Here is a 26871-nt window from a genome sequence, read left to right on the forward strand (position 1 = left end):
GCGCGGCGTTTGAGCGAAGAAGCCTTCGCGCCGAGACAGGAGTGAAGCCGTGCCGCGCGTGCTGACCATTCCGCCGTCCGCGCCCTTCCTGCCGGTGCTCGCGCGCGCCCTGCTGGATGGCGCGCTGGTGGAGGGCTTCGCGCCGCGTCACGATCCCCTCGCGCTCGCCGGCGCCACCGTCTTCCTGCCCACCCGCCGCGCCGGGCGGCTTTTCGCCGAGGCGCTGCTGGAGGCGTCGGGCGGAACGGCGCTGCTGCTGCCGCGCATCGTGCCCCTCGGCGACGTGGACGAGGACGCGCTCGCCTTCTCCGAGGATGCCCCGGTGCTCGCCGCACCCCACGCCATCGCCCCGGTCCACCGCCGGCTCGTGCTCGCGCGGCTCGTGGCGCACTGGCGCGATACCCTGTCCAAGGCGGTGGAGCGGGAGGCTGTCGCCGCCGGCACCGCCTCCACCTTCGCACTGGCCGACGCGTTGGGCGCCCTGTTCGACGACCTCACCACCGCCGGCCTCGGCGTCGAGCGGATGGACGGCCTCGTGCCGGACGAGCTGGACCGCTATTTCAAGGTCGGCCTTGATTTCGTCCGCATCGCCCGGCGCGCCTTCAGCGCCTATCTGGCGGAGGAGGGGCTGGTGGAGCCTGCCGCCCGCCGCGATGCGCTGGTGGATGCGGAGGCGCGCCGCCTCACGATGCTGGGCACGGCCGCCGGGCCGGTGATCGCCGCCGGCTCCACCGGCTCCATGCCGGCCACCGCGCGCCTGCTGAAGGCCATCGCTAGCCTGCCCCATGGCGCTGTGGTGTTGCCGGGGCTGGACCTCGACCTCGATGCGCCGTCCTTCGACCGGCTTGCCGATCCCGTGCTCGGCGCGTCGGACCATCCGCAATACGGCCTCGCCCGGCTGCTCGGCACCCTCGGGGTGGAGCGGCGCGAGGTGATCCCGCTGGCCCCGCCCGCCCCCTTCGGCCGCGAGCGGCTGATGGGCGAGGCGCTGCGGCAGGCCGAGACGACCGATCTCTGGGCGACGCTGTCCGACCGCCTGCCGCCCGACGCTCTCGCCGCCGCCATGGCCGGCATCAGCGTCGTCGAGGCGGACGACCCCCGCTCCGAGGCGCTGGCCATCGCCCTCCTGTTGCGCGACAGCCTGGAGCGGCCGGGCGAGACGGCGGCCCTTGTCACCCCCGACCGCGATCTTGCGCGCCGGGTGGCGGCGGAGATGGCGCGCTTCGGCGTGGCGCTAGACGATTCCGCCGGTACGCCACTGGCCGACGCGCCCGCCGGGCGCCTCGCCGGGCTGCTGGTGACGGCTGCGGCGGAAGAATTGGCGCCGGTGCCGCTGTTCGCGCTGCTCACCCATCCGCTGGCCCGCTTCGGGCTCGATGCGGATGCGAAGGCTCACGCCGTGGCGGCGCTGGAGCTGGCGGCCCTGCGCGGACCACGCCCCGCCGCCGGCATCACCGGCCTCTTCGCCGCGCTGGATGCCCACGATCCGGAAGGCTACCGCCGCTCCGATCCCCGCAGCCGCATCGACGGCGCCGCCATCGCCGCCGCGCGCGATCTGGTGCAGCGGCTGGAGGGCGCCCTCGGTCCGCTTCTGTCGCTGGGCGACCGCCACGGCGCGGTGCCGCTCGCCGAACTCGTCGCCGCCCATCGCCTCGCCGTGGAGACGGCCGCCGGCCCGCTCGATCCCGAGGCCGAGGATGCGGCCGAGGCGGCGCTGGCCCGCACCTTCGAGACGCTGGGGCGCGTCGCCGGCGACGGCCCGGCCCTCGACCTCGCGTCCTATGCCGATGCGGCGGGTGCGCTCTTCTCCGACACCATGGTCCGCCCCCGCGCCGAGCCCCATGCGCGCATCCGCATCCTCGGCCCGCTGGAAGCGCGCCTCGTGCATGTGGACCGCATGGTGCTGGGCGGGCTGGTGGAGGGCTCCTGGCCCACCATTCCCGAGACCGACCCGTGGCTGAGCCGGCCCATGCGGGCGCAACTGGGGCTGGACCTGCCGGAGCGGCGCATCGGCCTAGCCGCCCACGATTTCGCGCAGGCGTTCGGGGCGCGCGAGCTGGTGCTGAGCTTCGCCGCCAAGGTGGGCGGCACCCAGAGCGTGCCCTCGCGCTTCGTGCAGCGGCTGAAGACCGTGGCGGGCGAGGCCGCGTGGGACGCCGCCCGCGCGCGGGGCGCCCGTTTCGTCCGCGCCGCGCGGAAGCTCGATGAGGCGCCCGCCGTGCCGCGCGCGACCCGCCCCGCGCCCGCCCCGCCGCTGGAGCTGCGCCCGCGCCGCCTCTCGGTGACGGAGATCGAGACGTTCCTGCGCGACCCCTATTCCATCTACGCCCGCCACGTGCTCGGCCTCTCCCCGCTGGATGACCTCGACGCGCCTCCGGGCGGTGCCGAGCGCGGCAGTGCGCTGCACGAGGCGGTGGGCCGCTTCACCCAGGCGTTTCCCGATGAGCTGCCCCCTGACGCGCTGGCGCGGCTCATCGAGGAGGGCGCCCGCGCCTTCGCGCCGCTGAAGGCGTTTCCGGCCGAGCATGCCCTGTGGTGGGCGCGGTTCGAGCGGGCGGCGGCCTTCCTCGTCGCCTTCGAGCGCGAGCGGCGGGCGCATCTCGACCGCATCGTCGCCGAGACCAGGGGGAGCCTGGACATTCCGCTCGCCGCCTCCACCTTCCGCCTCACCGGCCGCGCCGACCGCATCGAGATCAAGCGCGACGGCACGCTCGCCATCATCGACTACAAGACCGGCACCGCGCCGAGCGCGAAGCAGGCCGCCTCCCTTTCCCCCCAACTGCCGCTGGAAGCCGCCATGGCCAAGCGCGGCGGCTTCGAGGGGGTGCCGGCGGCGCCTGTGGAAGAGCTTACCTATGTGGAGCTGAAGGGCGGGGCCGAGGGCGGCGCGGAAAAGCCGGTGAAGGTGAAGGACCGTTCCACCCACGATCTCGCCGAGGATGCCCTCGCCGGCCTCGAAAGCCTGCTGAAGGCGTTCGAGAATGTGGCGCAAGGCTATCGCTCCCTCGCCGCGCCGCAATGGTCCGGTCGCTATGGCGATTATGACCACCTCGCCCGCGTGCGCGAATGGGCGCTGGCCGGGGAGGAAAGCGAATGAGCGCCGCCGAAGCTGCCCCCCTCGCCACCGGCCCCAAGGCGGAAGCCACCCGCCGCCAGTCGGAGGCCTCGCACCCCGCCGTCTCCGCCTGGGTCTCGGCCAACGCCGGCTCGGGCAAGACCCATGTGCTCGCCCGCCGGGTCATCCGCCTTCTGCTCGCCGGCACGCCGCCGGGGCGCATCCTGTGCCTCACCTATACCAAGGCGGCGGCGGCCAACATGGCCAACCGCGTGCTCGCCATCCTCGGCCGCTGGGCACGCATGGACGACGCTGCGCTCGATGCCGCCATCGCCGAGACCGTGGGCGAGCCGGCGGATGCCGCGCTCCGCGCCCGCGCCCGCCGGCTATTCGCGGCGGCGCTGGAAACGCCGGGCGGGCTGAAGATCCAGACCATCCATGCCTTCTGCGGCGGCCTTCTGCACCGCTTCCCGTTCGAGGCGGACGTGGCGGCCGGCTTCCGCGAGCTGGACGAGGTGGCCCGGCGTGAACTGATGGCGCGCATCCGTGCCGACCTCGTGGTGGCGGCGAGCCTTGCCCCCGCATCCCCCGTCGGCGAGGCGCTGGCGCGGCTGACGGAGGAGATGTCCGACAGCGGGCTCACCGGCCTCATCGAGGCGGCGGTGGCGCTGCGCGCGCGCATCCTGCCGCTCGGCGACACGCCCGCCGCCCGCCGCGCCGCCGTGGCGCGGGCGCTGGGGCTGCCGGCGGGCCTCACGGTGGCCGATGTGGAAGCCGGGATGCTGGCGAGCCCGCATCTGCCGCGCTCCGAATGGGAGAGCGTGGCCGCGACCCTCGCCACCTCCGACAAGGCCACCGACCGCAAGCGCGGCGACGACCTCGCCGCCGCCGCTGCGGCGGAGGACGACGCCTCAGCCCTCGTCGCCTATCGCGGCGTGTTCTTCGGCTCGGACGGTCCGCGTTCCGACAAGAACCTGCTCACCAAGGGCATGGGCACGCGCGAGCCGGACCTGCTCGCCCGCTTCACCGCCGAGCGCGACCGCCTCGCCGGCCTCGACGACCGCCTCAAGGCCGCCTGGACGCTGGAGCGCACCGGTGCGGCTCTCACGCTGGGCGCGGCGGCCTGCCAGGCCTACGAGACAGCGAAGGCGGCGCGCGGGCTGCTCGATTTCGACGACCTCATCACCAAGGCGGCGGCCCTGCTCGCCGAGCAGCCGACCTTCGTGCAGTTCAAGCTCGACCAGGGCATCGACCACATCCTCGTGGACGAGGCGCAGGATACGAGCCCCGAGCAGTGGAAGGTGGTGGAGGGCCTCGCCACCGACTTCTTCTCCGGCGAAGGCGCGCGGGCGGGGGTGACGCGCACCATCTTCGTGGTGGGGGATGAGAAGCAGTCCATCTTCTCCTTCCAGGGCGCCGATCCGCGCGCCTTCGGCGCCATGCGCACGACTTTCGAGCGCAAGGTTGGCGCGGAGGGCTTCCGCCGGGTGGAGTTGCCCCACTCCTTTCGCTCGGCGCCGGGCGTGCTGGAGGCGGTGGATGCCATCTTCCAGAGCGCGGACGCCCATGCCGGCCTGACGCTCGATGCTGTCGCCCCCGTCCATGCCGCCATCCGGGCCGACGCGCCGGCACTGGTGGAGATCTGGCCAACCACCGTGCCCGAGCCTCACCCCGAGCCGGACAACTGGCGCCGGCCGCTGGACGAGGTTCCCGCCGACGATCCCGTCAGCCGCCTTGCCGCGCGCATCGCGAGCTTCATCCAGGCGGGGATCGCCAACGGCCTCGCCATTCCCTCCCGCGACGGGCGGCCCATGCGCGCCGGCGACGTGCTGGTGCTGGTGCGCCGGCGCGGGCGGGTGTTCGAGGCGGTTATCCGCGCGCTGAAGGAGCTGAAGGACCCGCGCGTGCAGGTGGCCGGCGCGGATCGGCTCGTGGTTCCGGAGCACATCGCCGCCCTCGATCTGATGGCGCTGGGCGATGCGCTGCTTTCGCCGCACGATGATCTTTCGCTCGCGAGCGTGCTGAAAAGCCCGCTGTTCGGCTTCACCGACGACGATCTCATGCGCCTGTGCCCGCAGCGTAAGGGGACGCTCGCCTCCGTGCTCGCCGCCTCGGACGATGCGCGCCACCGCGCCGCCGCCCTCCGGCTGGCCGGCTGGAAGGTGGAGGCGGAGGGGCTGCGGCCGTTCGATTTCTATGGCCGCGTTCTGGGCCGCGACGGCGGGCGGCGGGCCATGCTGGCGCGGCTGGGTCCCGAGGCGGCGGACGTGCTCGACGAGTTCATGGCCCTCGCCCGCACCTATGAGGGCGCCGAGCCCGCGAGCCTCGCCGGCTTCCTCGCCTTCCTGCGTCGCGGCGGGGCCGAGACCAAGCGCGACATGGAGAGCGGGCGCGACGAGGTGCGGGTGATGACCGCCCACGGCGCCAAGGGGCTGGAGGCGCCCCTCGTCATCCTCGCCGACACGGTGGATATGCCCCGCCCGCGCATCGCCGGCGGACTGCTCACCCTGCCGGGGGAGGGCGTGCCAGTGCTGGCGCCGCGCAAGGCAGAAGACCCGGAGGTGCTCGCCACCGCCCGTGCCGCCGCCGCCGCGCGCGAGCTGGAAGAATATCGCCGGCTGTTTTACGTGGCCCTGACCCGCGCCGAGGATGCCCTGGTGATCTGCGGCGCCGAGACCCGCGCGCCGGCCAAGGACAAGCCCCACGCGCGGCCGGAGGGCTGCTGGTACGACCTTGCCCGCGCCGCGCTGGAGCCGGAGGCCGACGCCGGTCCGGCGCTGGGCTTCGAGGGCGAGGTGCTGCGCTGGCGCCGGGGTCCGGGGCTGAAGGTGGCAGGCGGCGGCGCTGCCGTGGTGGCGCCGGTCGAGGCGGGGGAGGCCCTTTCCTTTCCCAATCCCCCGCCGCCCGAGCCGATGCTGCGGCGCCTGCGTCCCTCCGGCATCGAGGGCGGCGCCGTTTCCGAACGACCCGCCGCGCCCGCGCCGCTGCCGGAGACTGCGCTGCCCCCCCTGGTGCGCGGCGATCTGGTCCACCGGCTGCTGGCCGGCCTGCCGGAGGTGGCGGCGGCGGAGCGTGAGGCCGCGGGCCTGCGCCTGCTACGCCACGCGGCGGACGGGGTGGACGCGGCGGCGCACCGGGCGATTCTTGCCGAAGCGCTGGCTGTGCTCGGCCATGCGCCCCTCGCGGAGCTGTTCGGCGCCGGGAGCCGGGCGGAGGTGCCGGTGATCGGGCGCATCACGGGGGCGGGCGGAGAGGTGTTCGCCGTCAACGGCCGCATCGACCGGCTCGTCCTTCTCCCCGACCGTATCCTCGTCGCAGATTTCAAGACCGACCGGGTGCCGCCTTCGGACCCCGCGGAGGCCGGCGAGAGCTACATTTCCCAGCTGGCGGTCTATGGCGCCATTCTGTCGCAGGCGTTCGGCGGGCGGCCGGTGGAGGCGCGGCTGATCTACACGGCCGGGCCGCTTGTGGTGCCGCTCGATCCCTCCCGGCTCGCCGCGGCGCTGGCGAAGCTTGGCGTTGCGGCGCCGCCTTTCGCGTCCCTGAGCGTCAAGGGCGCGTGAAGCCGCCTTGACGGGGAGGGGAGGGGCTACCTACGTTCTCCCCCAACATCCAGTGGTTCTCCCCGTTCTGCCCTACGAGGTATGTCATGGCCGTCGAGAAGGTTTCCGATCAGAATTTCGATCAGGACGTGCTGAAGTCCAGCGCGCCGGTCATCGTCGACTTCTGGGCGGAGTGGTGCGGCCCCTGCCGCATGGTTGCCCCCATCCTGGAGGAAGTCTCCGGCGAGCTGGGCGAGAAGGTCCGCATCGTGAAGCTGAACGTGGACGAGAATCCGCAGACGGCATCCAAGTACGGCATCATGTCCATCCCCACCCTGCTCCTGTTCAAGGACGGCAAGATCGCCTCCCGCCAGGTAGGCGCCGCCCCCAAGGCCAAGCTGGTGCAGTGGATCAACGGCTCGATCTGAGCGTCCTGCGCCCCGAATGTGAAAAAGCCCCCGGTTCGGGGGCTTTTTTGCGTTTGGGTGATTGGATCGGGCGTCAGCCGAGGCTTGCCAAAGGCTTTCCGGAGGCCGTCACGCGCTCCACCATGAAGGCCGAGGCGGCGCGGACCCGCCAGGGCCGGTCAAGGCAAAGGCTCGAATCGTTGAGTCGGGCGGCCTCCGCCTGCGCCTCCCCCTCGCTTGCGAAGCGATGCGCCTCGCGCGGGAAGAAGGCCCCGCCGGGGATGATGACGGCCTCGCCGTCCTGCGTATCGATCCGCGTCTCGCTGCCGTCGAAGAAGACCCAGCCGCACGGCGCACCGGGCACGGCGCGGGCAACGACATGGGCGAGCGAGAGGGGGACGCGGCGGCGCGAGGGCTGCCAGCGCGGCATACGGAAACTGAACATCGGACCCGTCGTCCTCTATCGCCCCTGAGGTGTCTTCGAAGGGGAAATGCTCAAGGGCGCCGGACCGTTCCAACCTGCGACGTCAGGAACGTTTACAGGATGTTGCTGACCGCCGGGCATGGGCCCGCGAATCAGCGTGGACTCAATAACTGACGGCGGCGAGATAGAGCCCGGCCGCAGGGGCCATGGGGCCGCAGCGGGTGCGGTCGGCGGCGGCGAGGGCGGCGGCGAGGTCATCCGCGCTCCAGCGGCCTTCGCCCACCCGCATCAGCGAGCCGACCATGGAGCGCACCTGATGGTGCAGGAAGGACCGCGCCGAGGTGACGACGCGAATCTCGTCGCCGTGGCGGGAGACGTCCAGCTGGTCCAGGGTCTTCACCGGCGAGGCGGCCTGGCACTCGGCGGCGCGGAAGGTGGAGAAGTCGTGCTTTCCCAGAAGACGCTGGGCTGCGATGTGCATGGCATGCGCATCCAGCGCCTGGGGAATGCGCCACGCCCGGTCGCGGTCCAGCGCGAGATCCGGGCGGCGGTTGACGATGCGGTAGAGATAGTGCCGCTTGGTGGCCGAGAAGCGGGCGTCGAAGCTGTCCGGCACCTTCTCGGCGGAAAGCACGGCCACCGGGTGGGGCCGAAGCTGGGCCGTCATGGCATCGCGCACCGTGTCCGTGCGCCAGTCCTTACTCAGGTCCACATGGGCCACCTGCCCGGTGGCATGGACCCCGGCATCGGTGCGCCCGGCACCCGCCACCGTCACCTTTTCCCCGCAGAAGCGCTGGAACGCCTCGGCCAGCACGCCCTGCACGGTGGGCAGGTCCGCCTGCATCTGCCAGCCGGCGAAGGAGGTGCCGTCGTATTCGATGGTGAGTTTGTAACGGGGCATGGCGGGTTGCCGCCGTCAGGCGAGCCGGCTTCCGGGCGGGACGGCATTGCCCCTAAGGAAGGTTTCCGCCCCCATGGGCTGCTTGCCGGCCTTCTGCAGCTCCACGAGCCGCACGGCACCGGTGCCGCAGGCGATGGTGAGGTGGTCGTCCAGCACCGTGCCCGGCGCGGCGGAGCCGTTCGCCAGCGTGGAGCGCAGCACCTTCACCCGCGCCTCCTCCGGCCCGAAAGGGAACCAGGCGCCGGGGAAGGGGGAGAGGCCGCGGATGCGATCGTGGACTTCCTGGGCGGGCTTCGACCAGTCGATGCGCGTCTCCGCCTTCTCGATCTTGACGGCATATTCCACGCCGCTGGCCGGCTGGGGCGTGAAGCCGAGGCCGCCCCGCTCCAGCGCGGCCAGAGCCCGGCCCATGAGGTCGGCGCCGATCACCATCATCCGGTCGTGCAATTCGCCGGCGGTCATGTCCGGGCCAATCGGGATGCGCTCGACGAGGCCCACGGGGCCGGTGTCCAGCCCCGCTTCCATCTGCATCACCGCGACACCGGTCTCCGTGTCGCCGGCCATGATGGCCCGCTGGATGGGCGCGGCGCCGCGCCAGCGTGGCAGCAGGGAGCCGTGCAGGTTCAGGCAGCCGAGGCGCGGCGCATCGAGGATGGCCTGCGGCAGGATGAGGCCATAGGCCACCACCACCGCCACGTCCGCATCATGGGCGCGGAAGGCTTCCGCCGCCTCCTCGCCCTTCAGGCTTTTCGGCGTGAACACCGGCAGGCCGAAGCGCTCGGCCACCGCATGGACGGGGGAGGGGGTGAGGTCGAGCCCGCGCCGGCCCGCCGGGGCAGGGGCGCGGGTATAGACCGCAACCACCTCATGGCCGCGCCCGACGATTTCCGAGAGGGTGGGCACGGCGAAATCCGGCGTGCCCATGAAGACGATGCGCATGAACCTCGTGTCCCGTGATCGCCCGCCGCGATGGGGTCAGGCCTCGGCCTTGTGCTTCGCCTGCTTGGTGAACTTCTTGATGACCCGGTCGCGCTTCAGCTTGGAGATATGATCGATGAAGAGCACGCCGTTGAGGTGGTCGATCTCGTGCTGCACGCAGGTGGCGAACAGGCCCTCGGCCTCCACCTCCCGCGTCTTGCCCTCCACGTCCAGGAAGCGCACCGCCACCTTGGCCGGCCGCTCCACCTCCTCGTAATATTCGGGGATGGAGAGGCAGCCCTCGCTGTAGACGGAGGTTTCCTCCGAAGCCGCTATGATCTCGGGATTAATGAGGGCGATGGGCTTCTTGTTCTCGCCGTCACGCGCCACATCGATGGTGATGACGCGGCGCTGCACACCCACCTGTATGGCCGCCAGCCCGATGCCGGGGGCGTCGTACATGGTCTCGAACATGTCCTCCACCAGCTTGCGCACCTCGTTGTCGATCTTTTCGACCGGGGTGGAAAGCGTGCGCAGCTTGGGCTCGGGGATGATGAGGATGGGCCGGATCGTCATTCGAGCGAGATAAGCGAAGCTGCCGCATAGGTCAACATGTTCGCCGTTTGTTCAAGGAAGAGAATCACGTAAGAAGAGAAGGTTCACGCAAGAGCAAGGCATGCCGGTTGTGCTGTTCACCTTCGGCGGGCGGCCCTTCACCGTGGCCGAGGCGGCTGCGGTCGCCGCGGCGGTGCTGGCGCTGCTGCTGTTTCTGGTGCTGGTGAGCCTCGTGCGCCAGTCGCGGGCGCGCGCCGCCGCCGCTTCCGAGGAAGCCCTGCGGCGGGACGAGATGGACCGCCGCCTGCGCGAGCTGGTCCGCGTCCAGTCCGAGACCGCCGGCCGCGTGCAGAGCATGACGGAAATTCTCGCCCAGCGGCAGAGCGAGCTGGCCCGGGCCGTCTCCGACCGGCTGGACCAGACTTCCCATCGCCTTGGCGAGACGCTCTCCACCGCCGCCCGCGCCACCCACGAAAGCCTGACGCGCATCGCCGAGCGCCTCGTGATGGTGGAGGCGGCCGAGCGCAGCCTCGGCGACCTCTCCGCGCAGGTCGTTTCCCTGCGCGAGACGCTCGCCAACAAGCAGGCGCGTGGCGCCTTCGGGCAGGCGCGGATGGAGGCCATCGTCTCCGATGGGCTGCCCCGCGGCAGCTTCGCCTTCCAGTACACCCTCTCCAACGGCAAGCGGCCGGACTGCGCCATCTTCCTGCCGGGCGACCCCCGCCCGCTGCTGGTGGATTCCAAATTCCCGCTGGAGGCCGTCACCGCCTTCCGCGAGGCCCCGTCACCCGAGCACCGCAAGGCGGCCGGCCAGCGCCTGCGCAACGATCTCTTGAAGCACGTCTATGACGTGGCCGAGCGCTATTTCATCCCCGGCGAGACGCAGGATGTGGCGCTCATCTTCGTTCCGTCGGAATCCGTCTATGCCGAGATCAGCGAGCATTTCGACGGCGTGGTGCAGGAGGCCTATCGGCTGCGCGTGGTGCTCGTCTCCCCTTCGTTGCTGATGCTGGCCGTACAGGTGGTGCAGGCCATCGCGAAAGACGCCCGCATGCGCGAGGAGGCGGACCGCGTGCGGACGGAGGTCGCCGCCCTCGTGGACGATGTGAGCCGCCTGCGCGAGCGGGTGGGCGATCTCGCCAAGCATTTCGCGCAAGTGGGCGACGACGTGCAGCGCGTCATCGTCTCCGCCGACAAGATCGCCCGCCGTGGGCTGCGGCTGGAGCAGCTGGATTTCGATGCGCCCGGCCCTCCGCCCTCCGCGCCTCCCCAGTGAGCGCCCATGCAGAAGCACCGCATCTATACGACCAGCTTCGCCAGCGTTTACCCGCTCTATATCGCCAAGGCCGAGCGCAAGGGGCGCACCCAGGCGGAGGTCGACGAGATCATCCGCTGGTTGACCGGCTATTCCGATGCAGAGTTGCGCGCCCTCGCCGTCAGCAGGACGGATTTCGAGACCTTTTTCGCTGAGGCGCCCGCGCCCAATCCGGCCCGTGCGCTCATCACGGGCGTCGTCTGCGGTGTGCGGGTGGAGGACGTCGCCGAGCCGACCATGCGGGAAATAAGGTATCTCGATAAGCTCATCGACGAGCTGGCGCGCGGGCGGCCGCTGGAGAAGATCCTGCGCAAGGGCTGAGGCTGTTGATGTGGCCGCCCTCCGCATCTGCGGCATCTTGCGCGGCGGCGTTCGAGGCGGGATGCTGGCGGCCGAGATGAATCGCGCGCCGGTTGTTGCGCGCCCGTGACCCTTAAGGACGAAATGCCCGAACTGCCCGAGGTGGAAACCGTCCGCCGCGGCCTGATGCCCGTCTTGCAGGGCGCCGTGATCGAGAGCGCCGAAGCGCGCCGCCCGGACCTGCGCTGGCCGCTGCCGGAGAATTTTGCCGAACGTCTGGCGGGTCGCCGCGTGGAGGCCATCGGCCGTCGTGCCAAATACCTGCTGGCCGATCTCGACGGCGGCGAGGTGATGATCCTGCACCTCGGCATGTCCGGCTCCATCCGGGTGGAGGGGGCAAAGGCGCTTCGGCCGGGCGCCTTCCATTATCCGCGCGCGGAAGCCGGGCCGCACGATCACGTGGTGCTGCACCTCGCCGGCGGCACGACCGTCACCTTCAACGATCCGCGCCGCTTCGGCGCCATCCTGATCGTGCCTTACGACCGGCTGGAGAGCCATCCGCTGCTCGCCGGGCTCGGCCCCGAGCCGCTGGGCAATGCTTTCCACGCGGACTATCTCGCAAGCGTCTTCGCCCGCCGCAACACCTCGCTGAAGGCCGCGCTGCTGGACCAGAAGCTCGTCGCCGGGCTCGGCAACATCTATGTGTGCGAGGCCCTGTTCCGCGCCGGCCTCTCGCCGCGCCGTCTCGCCCACACCATCGTGACGGGCGACGGCAAGCCGACGCCGCGGATGGAACGCCTCGTCACCGCCATCCGCGACGTGCTGCGCGAGGCCATCCAGGCCGGCGGCTCCTCGCTCCGCGACCACAAGCAGGTGAGCGGCGAGCTGGGCTATTTCCAGCACACCTTCCGCGTCTACGGCCGCGAGGGCGAGCCCTGCCGGACCCGGCATTGCAAGGGCATCGTCCGGCGCATCGTGCAGGGCGGGCGCTCCACCTTCTACTGCCCCGTCTGCCAGCGATAGCGCAGCCTCGCACGGCCGCTGTGCGAGGCTGCCACTTCGCATCAACGCCGAGGCACGGTAGAGCACGTCACCCGTGCGCGCGAAGCGCCGCCGAGGCTATCGACCGGTGTCACGCCGGCTGAGGAGGAGATGAGGATGGCTTACGAGACGATCCTGTTGGAGGTGGACGAGCGGGTCGGCATCATCCGGCTGAACCGCCCGCAGGCGCTGAACGCGCTCAACGCCCAGCTCATCAACGAGCTGAACGCCGCCCTCGACGTGCTGGAGCACGACCGCGCCATCGGCTGCATCATCCTCACCGGCTCGGAGAAGGCGTTCGCCGCCGGCGCCGACATCAAGGCGATGCAGAACTTCACCTATCCGGACACGTATCTCGACGACTACATCACCTCCTGGGAGCGCCTCTCGCGCACCCGCAAGCCGGTGATCGCGGCGGTGGCCGGCTTCGCGCTGGGCGGCGGCTGCGAGCTCGCCATGATGTGCGATTTCATCCTCGCCGCCGACACGGCGAAGTTCGGCCAGCCGGAGATCAAGCTCGGCGTCATGCCCGGCTCCGGCGGCACCCAGCGCCTCACGCGCTTCATCGGCAAGTCGAAGGCCATGGAGATGTGCCTCACCGGCCGCCTGATGGATGCGGTGGAAGCCGAGCGCTCCGGCCTCGTCTCGCGCATCATCCCCGCCGCCGAGCTGATGACCGAGGCGCTGAAGGTGGCGAAGGTGATCGCCGGCATGTCGCTGCCTGTCGCCATGCAGACCAAGGAGGCGGTGAACCGCTCCTACGAGACCTCGCTCGCCGAGGGCATCCGCTTTGAGCGCCGGGTCTTCCAGTCCCAGTTCGGCCTTCCCCACCAGCAGGAAGGCATGAGCGCCTTCATCGAAAAGCGCCCGCCCGACTTCAAGGCCTGACCCGACGCGGGTGCGGCCCCACCGGCCGCACCCGCCTCTCCCCATCTTTCCGCGGGACAGCGCAAGGAGCGTGTTGACAAGCAAGCCGCACCCCCTCTATGTGTCGCGCTCCCAGCCGGCCAAAACCGGACGGGGCCCAGGTGGCGGAATTGGTAGACGCGCTGGTTTCAGGTACCAGTGGTGAAAGCCGTGGAGGTTCGAGTCCTCTCCTGGGCACCATTTTGAAAACAAAGAGCTTTTTGCTCTTGCCCGTTTTCAAAAAATCCCCGGCATTGAATTTCGTGGGCATAACGTGGGCAATCCGTACTTTGCTCGCCCTCCCGCGAATGGACCGGAGCTGATGCCGGCCTCAAGGCCCCACGGCGAATCCCCCGGCTACCGCATTGCCCACCGCGTGACGGAACGCTAGCTTCGCAGCCTTTCCTCGTGTCACTCGGGCGGGCATGGCCGACGTCGAGCGCTTCATTTCCCGTTGGACAGGCCGTGAGGGCGGGCAGGAGCGCGCCAACTATGCGCTGTTCCTCACGGAATTCTGCAACCTGATCGGCGTGGAGCCGCCGGAGCCGGCGGGGCATGAGCGGGGCCTCAACGCCTATGTTTTCGAGCGCGCGGTGACGTTCCGCGAGCCCGACGGCTCGACGGCACACGGGCGAATCGATCTCTACAAGCGCGGCTGCTTCGTGCTGGAGGCCAAGCAGAGCCGCCAGGGCGAGGGGCCGAAGGTGCCCGGCGGGGCGGAACAGCACGGCCTGTTTCCGGTGGAGGTGCTGCCGCAGGGGCGGCGCGAGAGCCGCCGCTGGGACGTGCTGATGATGAATGCCCGGCGCCAGGCGGAGGACTACGCTAAGGCGCTGCCGCCGTCCGAGGGCTGGCCGCCTTTCCTCATCGTCTGCGACGTGGGCCACTGCTTCGAGCTGTATGCGGACTTTTCCGGCCAGGGGAAGAATTACGCCCAGTTCCCCGATCGCCAGGGCTTCCGCGTCTTCCTCCAGGATTTGCGCTCGGCCGAGGTGCGCGAGCGCCTCAAGCAGGTCTGGACTGATCCCCACAGCCTCGACCCGACCAGGCGGGCCGCCAAGGTCACGCGCGGCATCGCGGAGCGGCTGGCTAAGGTGTCGAAATTCCTCGAGGAGCAGCGCCGGCCGGATGGCCTCCCGCTCTACCGACGCGAGGCCATCGCGTCGTTCCTCATGCGCTGCCTCTTCACCATGTTCGCCGAGGATGTGGAGCTGATCCCGGAGGGTAGTTTCAAGCGGGTGCTGGAGCGGTGCCGGACGCATCCGGAGCATTTTCCCCAATTGGTCGGCCAGCTCTGGGAGGCCATGGACACCGGCTCCTTCGCCTTCGCCATCGAGGCCAAGGTGAAGCGCTTTAACGGCTACCTTTTCAAGGACCGCACGGTGCTGCCGCTGCCGCGAGAGGAGATCGGCGAGCTGTTCGAGGCGGCAAAGGCCAATTGGCGCGAGGTGGAGCCGGCCATCTTCGGCACGCTGCTGGAGCAGGCGCTGGACCCGGTCGAGCGGCGCAAGCTCGGGGCGCACTACACGCCGCGCGCCTATGTGGAGCGCCTCGTGCTCGCCACCGTCATCGAGCCGCTCAGGGCGGAATGGGATGTGGTGCGCGCCACGGCGGAGCGCCTGACCGCCGAGGGCGATGCCGCCGGCGCGCTGGCGGAGGTGACGAAGTTTCACGCCCAGCTCTGCGCCGTGCGGGTGCTGGACCCGGCCTGCGGCACGGGCAACTTCCTGTATGTGGCGCTGGAGCTGATGAAGCGGCTGGAGGGCGAGGTGCTGGAGGCCGTGGCCGACCTCGGCGGGCAGGAGGCGCTGGGTCTCGACCGCCACACCATCGATCCGCACCAGTTCCTCGGCATGGAGCTGAACCCCCACGCCGCCGCCATCGCCGAGCTGGTGGTGTGGATCGGCTTCCTGCAATGGTTCTTCCGCACCCAGGGCGGCCAGCCCACCGAGCCCATCCTGCGCGATTTCCGCACCATCAAGCCCATGGACGCGGTGCTGGCCCATGACGGCACCGAGCCTGCGCTGGACAAGGACGGCCAGCCGCGCGTGCAGACGGACGCGGAGGGTCGCCGCGTGGCCGTGCTCGCCTTCCGCAACCCCCGCTTGCCGCCATGGCCGGAGGCGGAATACATCGTCGGCAATCCGCCTTTCATCGGCGGCAAGGACATTCGCGGGCGCCTTGGCGACGGCTATGCGGAGGCGCTGTGGGCAGCGCACCCGCACATGAACGAGAGCGCCGACTTCGTCATGTACTGGTGGGATCGCGCGGCGGACCTGCTGACCCGGCGCGGCACGAAGCTGCGGCGCTTCGGCTTCGTCACCACCAATTCCATTACCCAAGACTTCTCCCGCCGCGTTATGGCGGCCCGGCTGAAGGCGAAGAAGCCGATTTCGCTGCTGATGGCGATACCGGACCACCCCTGGACCAAGGCGACGCGTGATGCGGCGGCTGTACGCATCGCTATGACCGTCGCAGCGGCGGGCAAGGCGAAGGGGAGGCTGCGGGAGGTTTTGCGCGAGATAGGTCTAGAAAGTGATGTGCCCACCATCGAGCTGAACGAGTCTTTTGGAGAAGTTAATCCCGACTTGACTATTGGTGATGATGTAACGAGCGTAGCGCCTCTTCGCTCAAACGATTTTATTTGTTCAAATGGGATGAAGCCGTTAGGGGCGGGCTTCATAGTTGATGCAGAGCGGGCAGAGTCCATGGGGCTAGGTCATCGGGATGGTGCCGAAAATCACATTGTCCGGTATCGAAATGGCCGAGATTTAATGGCGTTACCGCGAGAATTTTACGCCCTCGATTTTTTCGGTCTTACGTCCGATCAGGTCAGGATATCTTATCCGGAGGCATATCAACATCTTGTTCTCACAGTAAAAGGCGAACGAGAAGCCGCTGCATTGCGCTCCCAGACGCGAGATGCTCAGGAATATGCAGAAAAATGGTGGCTATTTTGCAAGCCGCGACAGGAGTTGCGCTCTTTCGTTTCTGGCCTTAAATTCTTTGTGGTTACGGTACAAACTGCGAAACATAGGGTATTCCAGTTTTTTGATGCGAAATTAATGCCAGATCAAACGATAATGGTGTTCGGGCTAGAGGATTCATACTTCCTTGGCGTTCTATCGTCTCAAATTCATACATTGTGGACGGTGCGCACTTGTAGCTGGTTGGGTGTGGGTAATGATTCCCGCTACATTAAAACACGGACGTTCGACACCTTCCCCTTCCCCGACCCCTCCGAGGCCCTGAAAGCCGACATCCGCGCCGTCGCCGAGGAGCTGGATGCGTTCCGCAAGGCCCGGCAGGCGGAGCATCCGCGCCTCACGCTGACCCAGATGTACAACGTGCTGGAAAAGCTGCGTGCCGGCGCGGCGCTGGAGGCGGATGACCTGCGCATCCGCGACGAGGGACTCGTGCTCATCCTCAAGGAGCTGCACGACCGTCTCGACGCTCTGGTGTTCGACGCCTACGGCTGGCCGCGCAACCTTTCGGACGAGGAGATCGTCACCCGCCTTGTCGCCCTCAACAAGGAGCGCGCGCAGGAAGAGGCCCGCGGCCTGGTCCGCTGGCTGCGCCCGGACTATCAGAAAGCCCGCGCCGGCGTTTCCGTGCCCGTCGAGCTCACCGAGACGCAGGACACCATGACGTTGGTGGCGGCGGCGGCCAAGGAGCAGAAGCCCCTTTTTCCCACCGATGCGGTGGAGCGCACCGCCGCCGTCATGGCGGCGCTCGCCGCCGCGCCCGGCACGGTGGACGCGGCCTCCATCGCCGCCGGATTCCGCAATGGGAAGCGGGCGGAGCCGCAGGTGCAGGCGACACTCGCCTCCCTGGTCCGCATGGGCTTCGTCAGCAGCCGCGACGGCCGAACCTTCATGTTCCGGCGCGTCGCGTAGTGCGATAGCGTCCCATCCGGCGGGCTGTCGTCGCGTCGGTAGCGCGAAGACCCGTGCGTGCGCCCCTAAACGGTCTAGCCTGAGCTGATGAAACCGGGTTCACTTGTCTCCCTGGCACATCATACCTCCGGGGAACGAGTCGCAGCGATGGATCAAGCGCCAAAGGCAGCCACGTCTGAGCAGGAAGCGGTCGCGCCGTCCCTCGCGGAGGACCAGACCCAGATCACCTGCTCCCGCACCTTCGCCACGTGGCTGCGGCAGCACAGGGTCGGCCTCGCCTTCTCCTCCTACCAGAGCGGTCAGCTCTTCCTGGTCGGCCAGTTCGGCAACGAGAACCTCTCGTTCCACCAGCGCAATTTCGTGCGGGCCATGGGCCTCGCTCCGCGCGGCAACGAGCTTTATCTCGCCTCGCTGAACCAGATCTGGCGCTTCGCCAACGTGCTCGGCCCCGATGAGCGGGCGAACGGGCATTTCGACCGCCTCTACGTGCCGCGCACCGCGTTCGTCACCGGCGACGTGGACGCCCACGAGATCGCGGTGGAGGCGAGCGGCCGCATCGTCTTCGTGAACACCAAGTTCAGCTGCCTTGCCACGGTCAGCAGCACGCATTCCTTCAAGCCGGTGTGGAAGCCGAAGTTCATCTCCCGGCTCGCCGCCGAGGATCGCTGCCACCTCAACGGTCTCGCCCTGGAGGACGGGCGGGTGCGCTACGTGACGGCGGTGTCCGCAACCGACGTGGTGGACGGCTGGCGCGACCACCGGGTGGGCGGCGGGCTCCTCATCCGAGTGGACGACGACGCGGTGATCGCCGATGGCTTTTCCATGCCCCATTCGCCGCGGGTCCACGGAGGGTGGATCTGGATGCTCGATTCCGCCCGGGGCTATCTTGTCCGGGTCGATCCGGCCACCGGCGCCAAGGAGGATGTGGCCTTCTGCCCCGGCTTCCTGCGCGGCCTGTCCATCCATGACGGCCATGCGGTGGTGACGCTCTCCCTGCCACGGCACCTGTCGTTCACGGGCATGCCCATCGACGGCGAGATTGCGCGGCGCGGCGGCAGCCCGTGGTGCGGCGTGCAGATCATCAAGCTCGCCACCGGCGACGTGGTGGAGTGGATCCGGCTGGAGGGCGCGATCCGCGAGCTGTTCGACGTGGCCGTCCTCCCCGGAACCACCTGCCCCATGGCCGCCCCGGAGAGTGGCGCAGACCTGTCGAGCCTGCTGACGATTGAAGCGCCGGATGGGCAGCTGAATGCCCCAGCGGCAGTGTAGCCTGCAAGCATCAGGAGGTACATTTTTACGTACAGAGGTATTCTGCCACTAGACTCGCGAAGGTGCGGGTGATCCAACTCAACCTGAGCTTTGGGCGGTGGCTTTGGGGGAAGCGAGCGGGCCGGCGGACTGCCGGGGTGCTGCGGCGTTCGTCCCACGCGTCCCTCTTGGAAAGCGCTCCTGATGGCTGGCCCAGCGGGTAGCCCACGGCGTTCTCCCGGAGTGGAGACGGGAATCTTGAGGGGGCCGTCCGCCCCTCCTGCGCGCGGCGGGCAAGATGGGCAAGAAGACCAATGCACTGAAGGGCATTCTGCTTCAGGCAACCTTCCTGAGCAGCTCGTTCGCGGGCGGTACCGCATTCCTGCCCACCCCGACTTACGCCCAGGCGACCTGCACGGTGAACGGAAGCCCGGCGGGGTGCGAACAATGGCAAACCGAGATCTTCATCTCCGGTGATGGCGTCCCCGGAAAGAACGACGCGGACAGCAAGAGCGACGCGGTTGGCGGTTCGGGCGACAACGTGTCTCTGACCAATCCCGTCACGCTGGTGGGGGCGTCCGTGGGCGCACACTCCATCGGCGGGAACGGCGGCTACGGCAGCAGCGCTGACCTTTTCGACTCGGCTTCCGGCGGCGGCAACGGCGGCAATGGCGGCAACGTCACGATCATCAACACCGCGCCAATCACCGGCCCGGTTGGGCCCAATATTGCCGCCATCTCCGCCTCGGCCTATGGCGGTCGTGGCGGCGTTGGCGGCACCGGCAACGACACCAACACGTCCCAGGGCGGCGGAACCGGAGGCAATGGCGGCAATATCTATATTCACAATACTGGGGCCTTGACGTCCAACGGTGCTGGCGCCGGCATCTGGGTCTGGGCGCCGGGCGGCGTCGGCGGTGTTGGCGGATACGGCGCAAAAGACTGGAATGGCATAAGCGGAAACGGCGGGAACGGGGGCTATGCCAAGATCTACAGCGCCGGCAGCATCACCGTCTCAGGCAATAACAGACCTGGAATCTATGTGAACACGTCCGGCGCCAATGGCGCCAACGGCGCCGGGTTCCAGCAATCCTCCAACCGTTACGGGAGCTGGGCCGGAAACGGCGGGAACTCCTATGGCGCGCATGTGAATAATCATGGCGCCATCGTCACCAGCGGCAACTACGCCTCGGGTATCGCGATCAACAGCAGGGGGGGCGCCGGCGGCACTGTTGGCTATGTCGGCTCCAGTTTGACTGCGCTTCACGGTGATAATTCTAATTCGGTGGGCGGGGACGGCGGCAACGGTGGCACCGTCACCGTCCAGCAATACGGCAGCATCACCGTTGCCGGAAACGGCTCAGCCGGCATTGCGGTGCGCACCACCGGCGGCGGCGGGGGGCAGGGCTCCTACCATTCGTTCAACAATGGCGGCAATGGCGGTACAGGCGGCAACGGCGGCACCATCACCATCACCACCTCCTCTGGGGTCGCCATACAGACCAACGGGGTGAGCGCCGCCGGCATTTATGCCAACGCCAATGGCGGCATGGGCGGGCCGGCCGGCTTTGCCAACGGCGACATGGCCGCGGGCGGTGCGGGCGGCAATGCCGGCACCATCACCATCAATCATGTGGGAGCGATCCACACCCAGCAGAACTATTCCGCGGGCATCTACGCCTCGGCGGCGGGCGGGGCGGCCGGGCAGGCCTTCTTCAACCTCCAATCCGCCGAAGCTGGCCTGTCTGGCGGCAACGGCAATTCCGTCTTCGTGAAGGCCTACGGCGCGAGCGCGACCGACCAGATCGTCACGTCGGGCGCTTCCTTCCTGCGCCAGCCCTACAGCGCCACCAACAACATCCCGCAGTCCAGCCCCGGCGCCTATTCCGACGGCATCCGCATCAATAGCAGCGGCGGGCGCGGGGGCGATGGCGGCCATCCCGGGAGCGGCGGCGCTGGCAATGGCGGCAATGCCGGCACCGTGAAGCTCTATGAGGGCCTCGGCATCTCGGTCTCCGGCGCCTACAGCAACGGCATCACCATCCTCGCGGCGGGCGGCAATTCCGGCATCGCGATGGAGAGCACAACGGGCTCGCGCTACGCCGCCGGCAATGGCGGGGCCGGCGGCAACGTGGTCATCCACACGTCCGGCGACATCAGCGCAACCGGCGCTGGGGCCATGGGCATCCTCGTCAACAGCTCAGGCGGCTCGGTCAATACCGCGAGCTACTACAGTGCGCTGGAGACGGCGGGCAATGCCGGGACCATCGCCCTCGTCACCACCGGCACCGTCTCGACCACGGCGGCGAATGCGGGCCCGGCCATCTATCTGAAGGCCATGGGCGGCGAAGGCTGCCTGACCAGCATCTGTGGCCCGAACGCGGGCGGCAACGGCGCCTATGTGAACGCGACCATCGGCGCCAGCGTCACCACGGCTGCCACCCAACAGAGTCCCAATCCGCTGCTCGGCACCAAATACATGGCGCCGGCCATCCTCATCAATTCCACCGGCGGTAACGGCGGCTACGGACATCTCTACAGCAATGCAAAAACCGTCGGCGTCGGGGGATCGGCGGGCAATATCGTCCTCACCCTCCAGCCCCAGTCCAATGCGGCGCCATCGATCAATGTCAGCAGCGCGGGGGCGAATTCTCCGGCTATTGGCCTGTTTGCCAATGGTGGTCGAGGCGGCGACGGGCTTTACGTCTTGAGTGGGCTCGATGACTACTCCACCAATGGCGCAGCGGGCGGTGCCGCCGGAAACGTCACTGTCACCGCCTACTCCACCAACACTGCCGCTCCAGTACGGATCAGCACGTCGGGAGACCATTCGGCCGGCATTCTCGCCCAGAGTGTGGGCGGGGCGGGCGGAAGCGGAAATTACGTCCGGGGCTCGGGCGATCCCTCGTCGGCAGCCAGCGGCGGCGATGGCGGTGCCGCCGGTGTTGTCACCATCAAGACCAACGCCAATATCACCACGACGGGCACGAACGCATACGGCATCCGGGCCATCTCGGGCGGCGGAAACGGCGGCGCAAGCGGTTCGGGGCCCGGTGTCACGGCCGGTAACGGCGGCACGGGGCTAACCAGTGGTTTCGCCGTGTCGGTGGTCAGCCAAGGCAATATCACCACCGGCGGAGCCTATTCCTCCGGCATCTACGCGACAAGCTCCGGCGGCACGGGGGGCTCGATCAACGGAAACAATGACGGGGGCACCGCGGGCAGCGCCGCGCAGAGCGGCGAGGTGAGCATCCAGAATTCCGGCAAGATCGTCACTTCGCGTGACGAAAGCCATGGCATCATCGCCACCTCCTTCGGCGGCGGTGGCGGCGCAGGCAATTCGGTTGATGCCAGCGGAGCCGTCGTCGTCTTCGCCAAGGGCGGAAACGGTGCCAACGGTGCGAAAGGCGGCTACACCTATATCGGCAATTCCGGCTCCATCACCACCTCTGGGGACTCGAGCAACGGCATCTTCGCCATGAGCGAAGGCGGCGGTGGCGGCAATGGCGGCAGCGTCCGCGGGATGACCCTGGGCGCCTTCAGCGTGCCTGCCATCTCCGTCGTCCTCGGCGGCGCAGGGGGGACCGGCGGCGATGGTGGCGATCTGACCATCAGCAACAACAACGGTGCCGCCATCACCACCTCCGGCACCGACTCGGCTGCCATCCGGGCGCTCACCGTTGGCGGCAACGGGGGCGCCGGAGGCTCGTCGAACTCCAGCACCTTCACGGCCGGGTTCGGCGAACAGGTGCAGGTAGGCATTACCGTCAACATTGCGGGCACGGGCGGCGGCGGCGGCCAAGGCGGCAAAGTGACGGTCACGAACACCGGCGGGGTGACGACCTCCGGGGACCAGTCCCCCGGCATCCAGATCGCCAGCATCGGCGGCGGCGGTGGCGAGGGCGGGAATGCCCAGACGACGATGCTGGCTGCCGGCATTTCCCCCATGGTTGATATCGGCGTCACCATCGGCGGCGGCGCAGGCTCCGGCGGCGACGGCGGCAAAGTCACCGTCAACAACAACAATGCGGGCGCCACGATCAGCACATCGGGTTTCGCGTCCGACGGCATCTCCGTCGTCAGCATCGGCGGCGGCGGCGGCAATGGCGGTGTCGGTACCTCAAAGGTCGAAACCCTCATTCCCTTCGACAGCATCGTCTCGGCCCTGCCGATCCCCTTCAACGATTCCTATCAGCTCACGCTCGCCCTCGGCGGCAGCGGAGGCAGCGGAGGGAGCGGCGGCATCGTCTCCGCCACCAACGACGCCAAGATCTCGACCACGGGCATCGACTCCGTCGGTATCTTCGCCATGTCAGTCGGCGGAGGCGGAGGCATGGCGAATGCCGGCAAGGCGGTGTCGAGCGGTGACTACAATTTCGAGCTCACCCTCGGCGGCAATGGCGGCGGCGGTGGCAATGGCGGGGCCGTCACCGTCACCAACAGCAACACGGCCAGCATCCAGACCTCGTCCGACGGCGCCCACGGCATCGTCGCAGCCTCCATTGGCGGTGGGGGCGGCATCGCCGGCACGTCGTCGGCGGACCTCGACAACAGCCCCTCTCAGGCAGCCGGGAACGGCATTTCCACCGCCCTCCTGACGGCGCTGGCCAACTTCCTCGCGGAAGGCAAGGACCCGGAAAGCTGGACGCCGACGGTCAATATCCAGAGCTCGATCGGCGGCAAGGGCGGCGACGGCGGCAATGGTGGTGCGGTGACGGTGACCAACTTCGGCAGCATCACCACCGGCGCGGCCGGCGGCAGCGGCGGCGACGTGGCCTTCGGCATCCTGGCCCAGTCCATCGGCGGCGGCGGCGGGACGGGTGGCGGTGCGACCTCGTACGGGGCGCAGTTGTTAAACTCCGTCGTGTCCGTGGGGGGCTCGGGCGGCGCCGCAGGCTCGGGCGGAACCGTGACGGTCACCAATTCCGGCACCATCACCACCAACGGTGACAGCTCGTTCGGAATCTTCGCCCAGTCCATCGGGGGCGGCGGCGGCATCGGCGGCATCGCTTCCGATCGCTCGCCCACATTGTTCAGCCCGGAAATCAGCCTTGGCGGCGAGACCGCAAACGGCGCCAATTCCGGCGGCGGAGCGGTGAACGTGACCGCTGGCCAGGTGACCACCCAGGGCAACGAGGCCCACGGCGTGGTCGCCCAGTCCATCGGCGGCGGCGGCGGCCTGTTTTATGTCAATCCCGCCGACTATACGACCGCAGGCCAGGCCCAATACCAGCAGGCGCTGGGCGAGCAGGTGATCGCGATTCTGGACAAGCAGTACCCCAACGATCCGAACTACGTCGCCACGTTGGCGCAGACGTTCGCCAATGAAGTCGCAAACTCCAGCGGCACCATCACCCTCAATCTCGGTGGCACCCAGCAGAGCGGCGCTGCCAATCTGGGGTCTGGCGGCGGCGGCGCGGTCACCGTCACTTTGACCGGGGAGGTTCAGACCACGGGGTTGAACGCGTTCGGCGTCCTCGCGCAGTCGATCGGCGGCGGCGGCGGCTTCGCCACCGACGGCTCGGGCGTTACCGTGAACACGCTGACCGTGAACGGCAGCCTCGGCAACACGTCCGTCGGCAATCTGGTGGAGACCGGCGGCCCCGTTACAGTGACATTCGAGGCCGGCGCCAAGATCGCCACCACCGGTAATGGCGCGACTGGAGTGGTGGCCCAGTCCATCGGTGGCGGCGGCGGTTACACCGGCGCCATCGAGGCGGATTCCGGCATGACCTACGCCAACTTTCTCACCCCCGCGAAGGCCGGTGTGGAAGTGAACGCGAACATGGTCGGCGGAGACGTGACCATCGTCTCGAACGGCAAGTCCACCATCACCACCAGCGGCGCGAACGCCCATGGCATCGTCGCCCAGAGCCTCAGCGGCGGCGGCGGACTCGTTGGCAATGCCGACGGCCTCATCATCCCGACCGGATCGAGCACCGAGTCCCGCGTCACGGGCGTGAGCGGCACCCTGACCCCCCGGAAACATCTCCATCAACTATCAGGGCACGATCGATACAAGCGGCGCCGGCTCCATCGCGATCTTCGCGCAGAGCGGCATCCAGTCCACCTCGGGCCTGATCGATACCAACCAGGCGGCGTTCACTTCGGGCACCATCACGGTGACCGTCCAGAACAATTCCATCATCACCGGCGGCAGCGGCAGCGGCGCAGCCATCGTGCTCGACGGGCTGTCCGCCAACACCATCACTGTGGACGCCGGCGCGACGGTCAGCGCGGCGTCAGGCGTCGCGATCTCCTCGCTCTGGGGCAACAACACCATCAACAATTTCGGCATCATCGCCGGCGACGTGATCCTCTCGAACAGCACGGGATCGGGTGCGAGCTTCATCAACCAGAGCGGCGGGACCTACATCACCAACGCGACCGGCACCATCAATCTCGGCACGTCGGGCACCTTCAACAACCAGGGCACCATCAACATCGCCGGCACCGGCACCTTCGGCACCGCGACGCTCACCGGCACCCTGTTCCAGGCCAACGGCACCATAGACGTCGACGTGGGCGGGACGAAGAGCGACGAGTTCAAGGTCGGTGCCGTATCGAAAGCGTCGGGCGTGATCGACGTGAATGTCGTCGGCTCACTCGCTCCCGGCGCCACCTACACCGTGATGACGGTATGCGGGGACAATCCGACAAACTGCAACGGCTCGCTGCAAGTCCCGCAGATCCTCAGCCAGATGGCGGTGACGAACAATTCCAACAGCGGCGTCTCCGTCACCTGGAATACGAGCGCCTCCACGGACACCGCGCTCATCATCTCGCCGGAAGTGACGTTCGCGCCCTCGGGGCTCCTGCTCAACGCCAACCAGAAGGCCTATGCCCAGCACCTGCAATCGACCTGGAATGCCGGTGGCTCGGACAGCCTCAACCCGGTCTATGCCGACCTCATCAACCTGCCCAGCGTGGGAGCCTACCAGCGTGCCCTCGGCACGGGCATCCCGGCCATCCTCGGGGCCGGCCCCGCGGCCGCTGTTGGCACCTCGCGCTCGGCGCTGGGCTCTGTGCTAAGCTGCCCCGAATTCCAGGGCTCCGGCACGCTGCTGCAACAGGGCGACTGCATGTGGGCGCGTGTCGATGCCGGCTACACCTCCTTCACCCCCGGTGACTATACGGGCTTCAACCTGACCCAGACCGCCTACCGGATAGGCGCGCAGAAGGAAGTTGCCACCGGCTGGTTCGTCGGCCTCGCCGCCTCCTACGGCCTCGATTATTTCACCAATGAGTTCGGCTATTCCTCGACCCAGGGCCAGGAGGTGGGTGTCTCCGCCTCGCTCAAGCGCGAGCTGGGGCCGTGGCTGTTCTCCGCCGCCGCTCATCTCGGCTACGGCTGGTACGACGCGAGCCGCCAGACTGTGATCGGCACAGCGACCTACCTGTCGGCCTCGACCTATGAGAGCTACACGGCGGCCGGGCGCCTTCGCGCCGAATACAATATCCCGTTCCAGAACTGGTACCTGAAGCCTTACGGGCAGATGGACCTGATCTACACCTCGGTTCCCGGCTTCTCCGAGGGCGGCCACCTGAGCCCCTACGACCTCGCGGTGGCGCAGAACGACAACTTCACCGTGGCACTCGGCCCCCACCTGGAACTCGGCGCGCGCTTCGATCTGCCCGACGGCTCGGTGCTGCGGCCCTACGGCACGATCGGGGCGACCTGGTATTCCAACAACACCTGGGACGTGACCGCCGCCCTGCTCAACGCCCCGCTTGGCACCGGCAGCTTCAACACAGCCGTGGCCCTGCCGGACTGGCTCGCTGACGTGACGCTCGGCCTCCAGTGGACTTCCAACGACAAATACGACCTTCGGGTGAGCTATGAAGGCGTCGCCGGCAACGATTTCGTCTCCCACGCTGGCTCGCTGCGCTTCTCGATGCGGTTCTAGGGGCACCATTGTCGTTCATCTTCGGCCGTTGCGATGGACATCAATTCGGTCTGGCATTCTTCTAAGCGTGAGGTAGCTGACGAGTTTGGCAATGGTGTCCTGATCGAGCGGCGACTCGGCGGCTTTGGATCGCGGTTCTAGCCCGCCTCCGGCCGGCGGTTGTAGTGGCTCGGCGGTTGAAATCCTGTAGTGCGCTACCGAAGATGCATCCGTTCCGAACGGAGGCACGTGACGTATGGCGCGCAAGGAGAGTCTGCCGGCGGGTATCGAGCGTCTGCCATCTGGCCCCCTTCGCGTCCGGTTACGGGTGCAGGGGTTTGAGCCCTGCGAGGCCTCCAGCGTGGTCTCTCAGCACAAGTAGCGGCAGAGCACATGAGGGGTAGTCTGTACTGGGGGCACGGGGGTATTTTGCAGCTCCGCGCTACGTAGGTGTGGTTTCGCATTTGCGACCCCTAA

Annotated in this window: 15 protein-coding genes and 1 tRNA gene; 12 read left to right on the top strand and 4 right to left on the bottom strand. The window is 68.5% G+C overall.

Features of this window, described 5'->3' with window-relative positions; translation table 11 throughout:
• Positions 1–49: 49 nt before the first annotated feature.
• The 3 genes from addB to trxA all read left to right on the top strand — a co-directional run bounded on the left by addB (position 50) and on the right by trxA (position 7025).
• Positions 50–3097: a double-strand break repair protein AddB gene (gene addB, locus ACT535_RS10555; protein ID WP_476364321.1), complete on the top strand. Its 3048-nt coding sequence runs from the start codon at positions 50–52 to the stop codon at positions 3095–3097.
• A complete protein-coding gene (gene addA, locus ACT535_RS10560) occupies positions 3094–6618 on the top strand; it encodes a double-strand break repair helicase AddA (RefSeq protein ID WP_476364322.1) in 3525 nt (1174 codons plus the stop codon). The genes addB and addA overlap by 4 nt, the downstream gene beginning before the upstream one ends.
• Positions 6619–6704: 86 nt before the next feature.
• Positions 6705–7025, top strand: a complete 321-nt coding sequence (gene trxA, locus ACT535_RS10565) for a thioredoxin (RefSeq protein WP_024276966.1) — start codon at positions 6705–6707, stop codon at positions 7023–7025.
• A gap of 73 nt (positions 7026–7098) precedes the next feature.
• Here trxA and ACT535_RS10570 read toward each other — a convergent pair whose 3' ends face one another.
• From ACT535_RS10570 to def, 4 genes are all read right to left on the bottom strand, one after another.
• Positions 7099–7449 carry a hypothetical protein gene (locus ACT535_RS10570; protein WP_168458349.1) on the bottom strand — a complete coding sequence of 117 codons (351 nt, stop codon included), beginning with the start codon at positions 7447–7449 and terminating at the stop codon, positions 7099–7101.
• 142 nt (positions 7450–7591) lie between these two features.
• Positions 7592–8329 (bottom strand): tRNA pseudouridine(38-40) synthase TruA, encoded by a 738-nt coding sequence (truA, locus tag ACT535_RS10575; protein ID WP_476364323.1) that lies wholly within the window; start codon positions 8327–8329, stop codon positions 7592–7594.
• Positions 8330–8344: 15 nt separating this feature from the next.
• Complete coding sequence (gene fmt, locus ACT535_RS10580; protein ID WP_476364324.1) at positions 8345–9268, bottom strand: methionyl-tRNA formyltransferase; 924 nt, start codon at positions 9266–9268, stop codon at positions 8345–8347.
• 36 nt (positions 9269–9304) lie between these two features.
• Positions 9305–9823 (bottom strand): peptide deformylase, encoded by a 519-nt coding sequence (gene def / locus ACT535_RS10585; RefSeq protein WP_393972663.1) that lies wholly within the window; start codon positions 9821–9823, stop codon positions 9305–9307.
• A 100-nt stretch (positions 9824–9923) separates the two neighbouring features.
• On the opposite strand from def, the gene ACT535_RS10590 reads away from it, so the two are divergent.
• From ACT535_RS10590 to ACT535_RS10630, 9 genes are all read left to right on the top strand, one after another.
• Complete coding sequence (locus ACT535_RS10590; RefSeq protein ID WP_168458345.1) at positions 9924–11078, top strand: DNA recombination protein RmuC; 1155 nt, start codon at positions 9924–9926, stop codon at positions 11076–11078.
• Between the two features lie 6 nt (positions 11079–11084).
• A complete protein-coding gene (locus tag ACT535_RS10595) occupies positions 11085–11438 on the top strand; it encodes a DUF2200 domain-containing protein (RefSeq protein WP_476364325.1) in 354 nt (117 codons plus the stop codon).
• A 123-nt stretch (positions 11439–11561) separates the two neighbouring features.
• Entirely contained in the window at positions 11562–12440 is an 879-nt protein-coding gene (gene mutM, locus ACT535_RS10600; RefSeq protein ID WP_168458343.1) for a bifunctional DNA-formamidopyrimidine glycosylase/DNA-(apurinic or apyrimidinic site) lyase, read from the top strand.
• Positions 12441–12575: 135 nt separating this feature from the next.
• Positions 12576–13346, top strand: a complete 771-nt coding sequence (locus ACT535_RS10605) for an enoyl-CoA hydratase (protein ID WP_168458342.1) — start codon at positions 12576–12578, stop codon at positions 13344–13346.
• 134 nt (positions 13347–13480) lie between these two features.
• Positions 13481–13565: transfer RNA gene (locus ACT535_RS10610), tRNA-Leu, on the top strand.
• 224 nt (positions 13566–13789) lie between these two features.
• Positions 13790–17260: a class I SAM-dependent DNA methyltransferase gene (locus ACT535_RS10615; protein WP_476364326.1), complete on the top strand. Its 3471-nt coding sequence runs from the start codon at positions 13790–13792 to the stop codon at positions 17258–17260.
• A gap of 147 nt (positions 17261–17407) precedes the next feature.
• A complete protein-coding gene (locus ACT535_RS10620) occupies positions 17408–18529 on the top strand; it encodes a TIGR03032 family protein (RefSeq protein ID WP_476364327.1) in 1122 nt (373 codons plus the stop codon).
• Positions 18530–18806: 277 nt separating this feature from the next.
• A complete protein-coding gene (locus ACT535_RS10625; protein ID WP_476364328.1) occupies positions 18807–25637 on the top strand; it encodes a beta strand repeat-containing protein in 6831 nt (2276 codons plus the stop codon).
• The gene (locus ACT535_RS10630) at positions 25591–26415 is read left to right on the top strand and encodes an autotransporter outer membrane beta-barrel domain-containing protein (RefSeq protein WP_476364329.1); all 825 of its coding nucleotides are present in this window, start codon (positions 25591–25593) and stop codon (positions 26413–26415) included. Before ACT535_RS10625 ends, ACT535_RS10630 begins: the two co-directional genes overlap by 47 nt.
• Positions 26416–26871: the final 456 nt, after the last annotated feature.

This window comes from Xanthobacter sp. DMC12 (assembly GCF_056314105.1).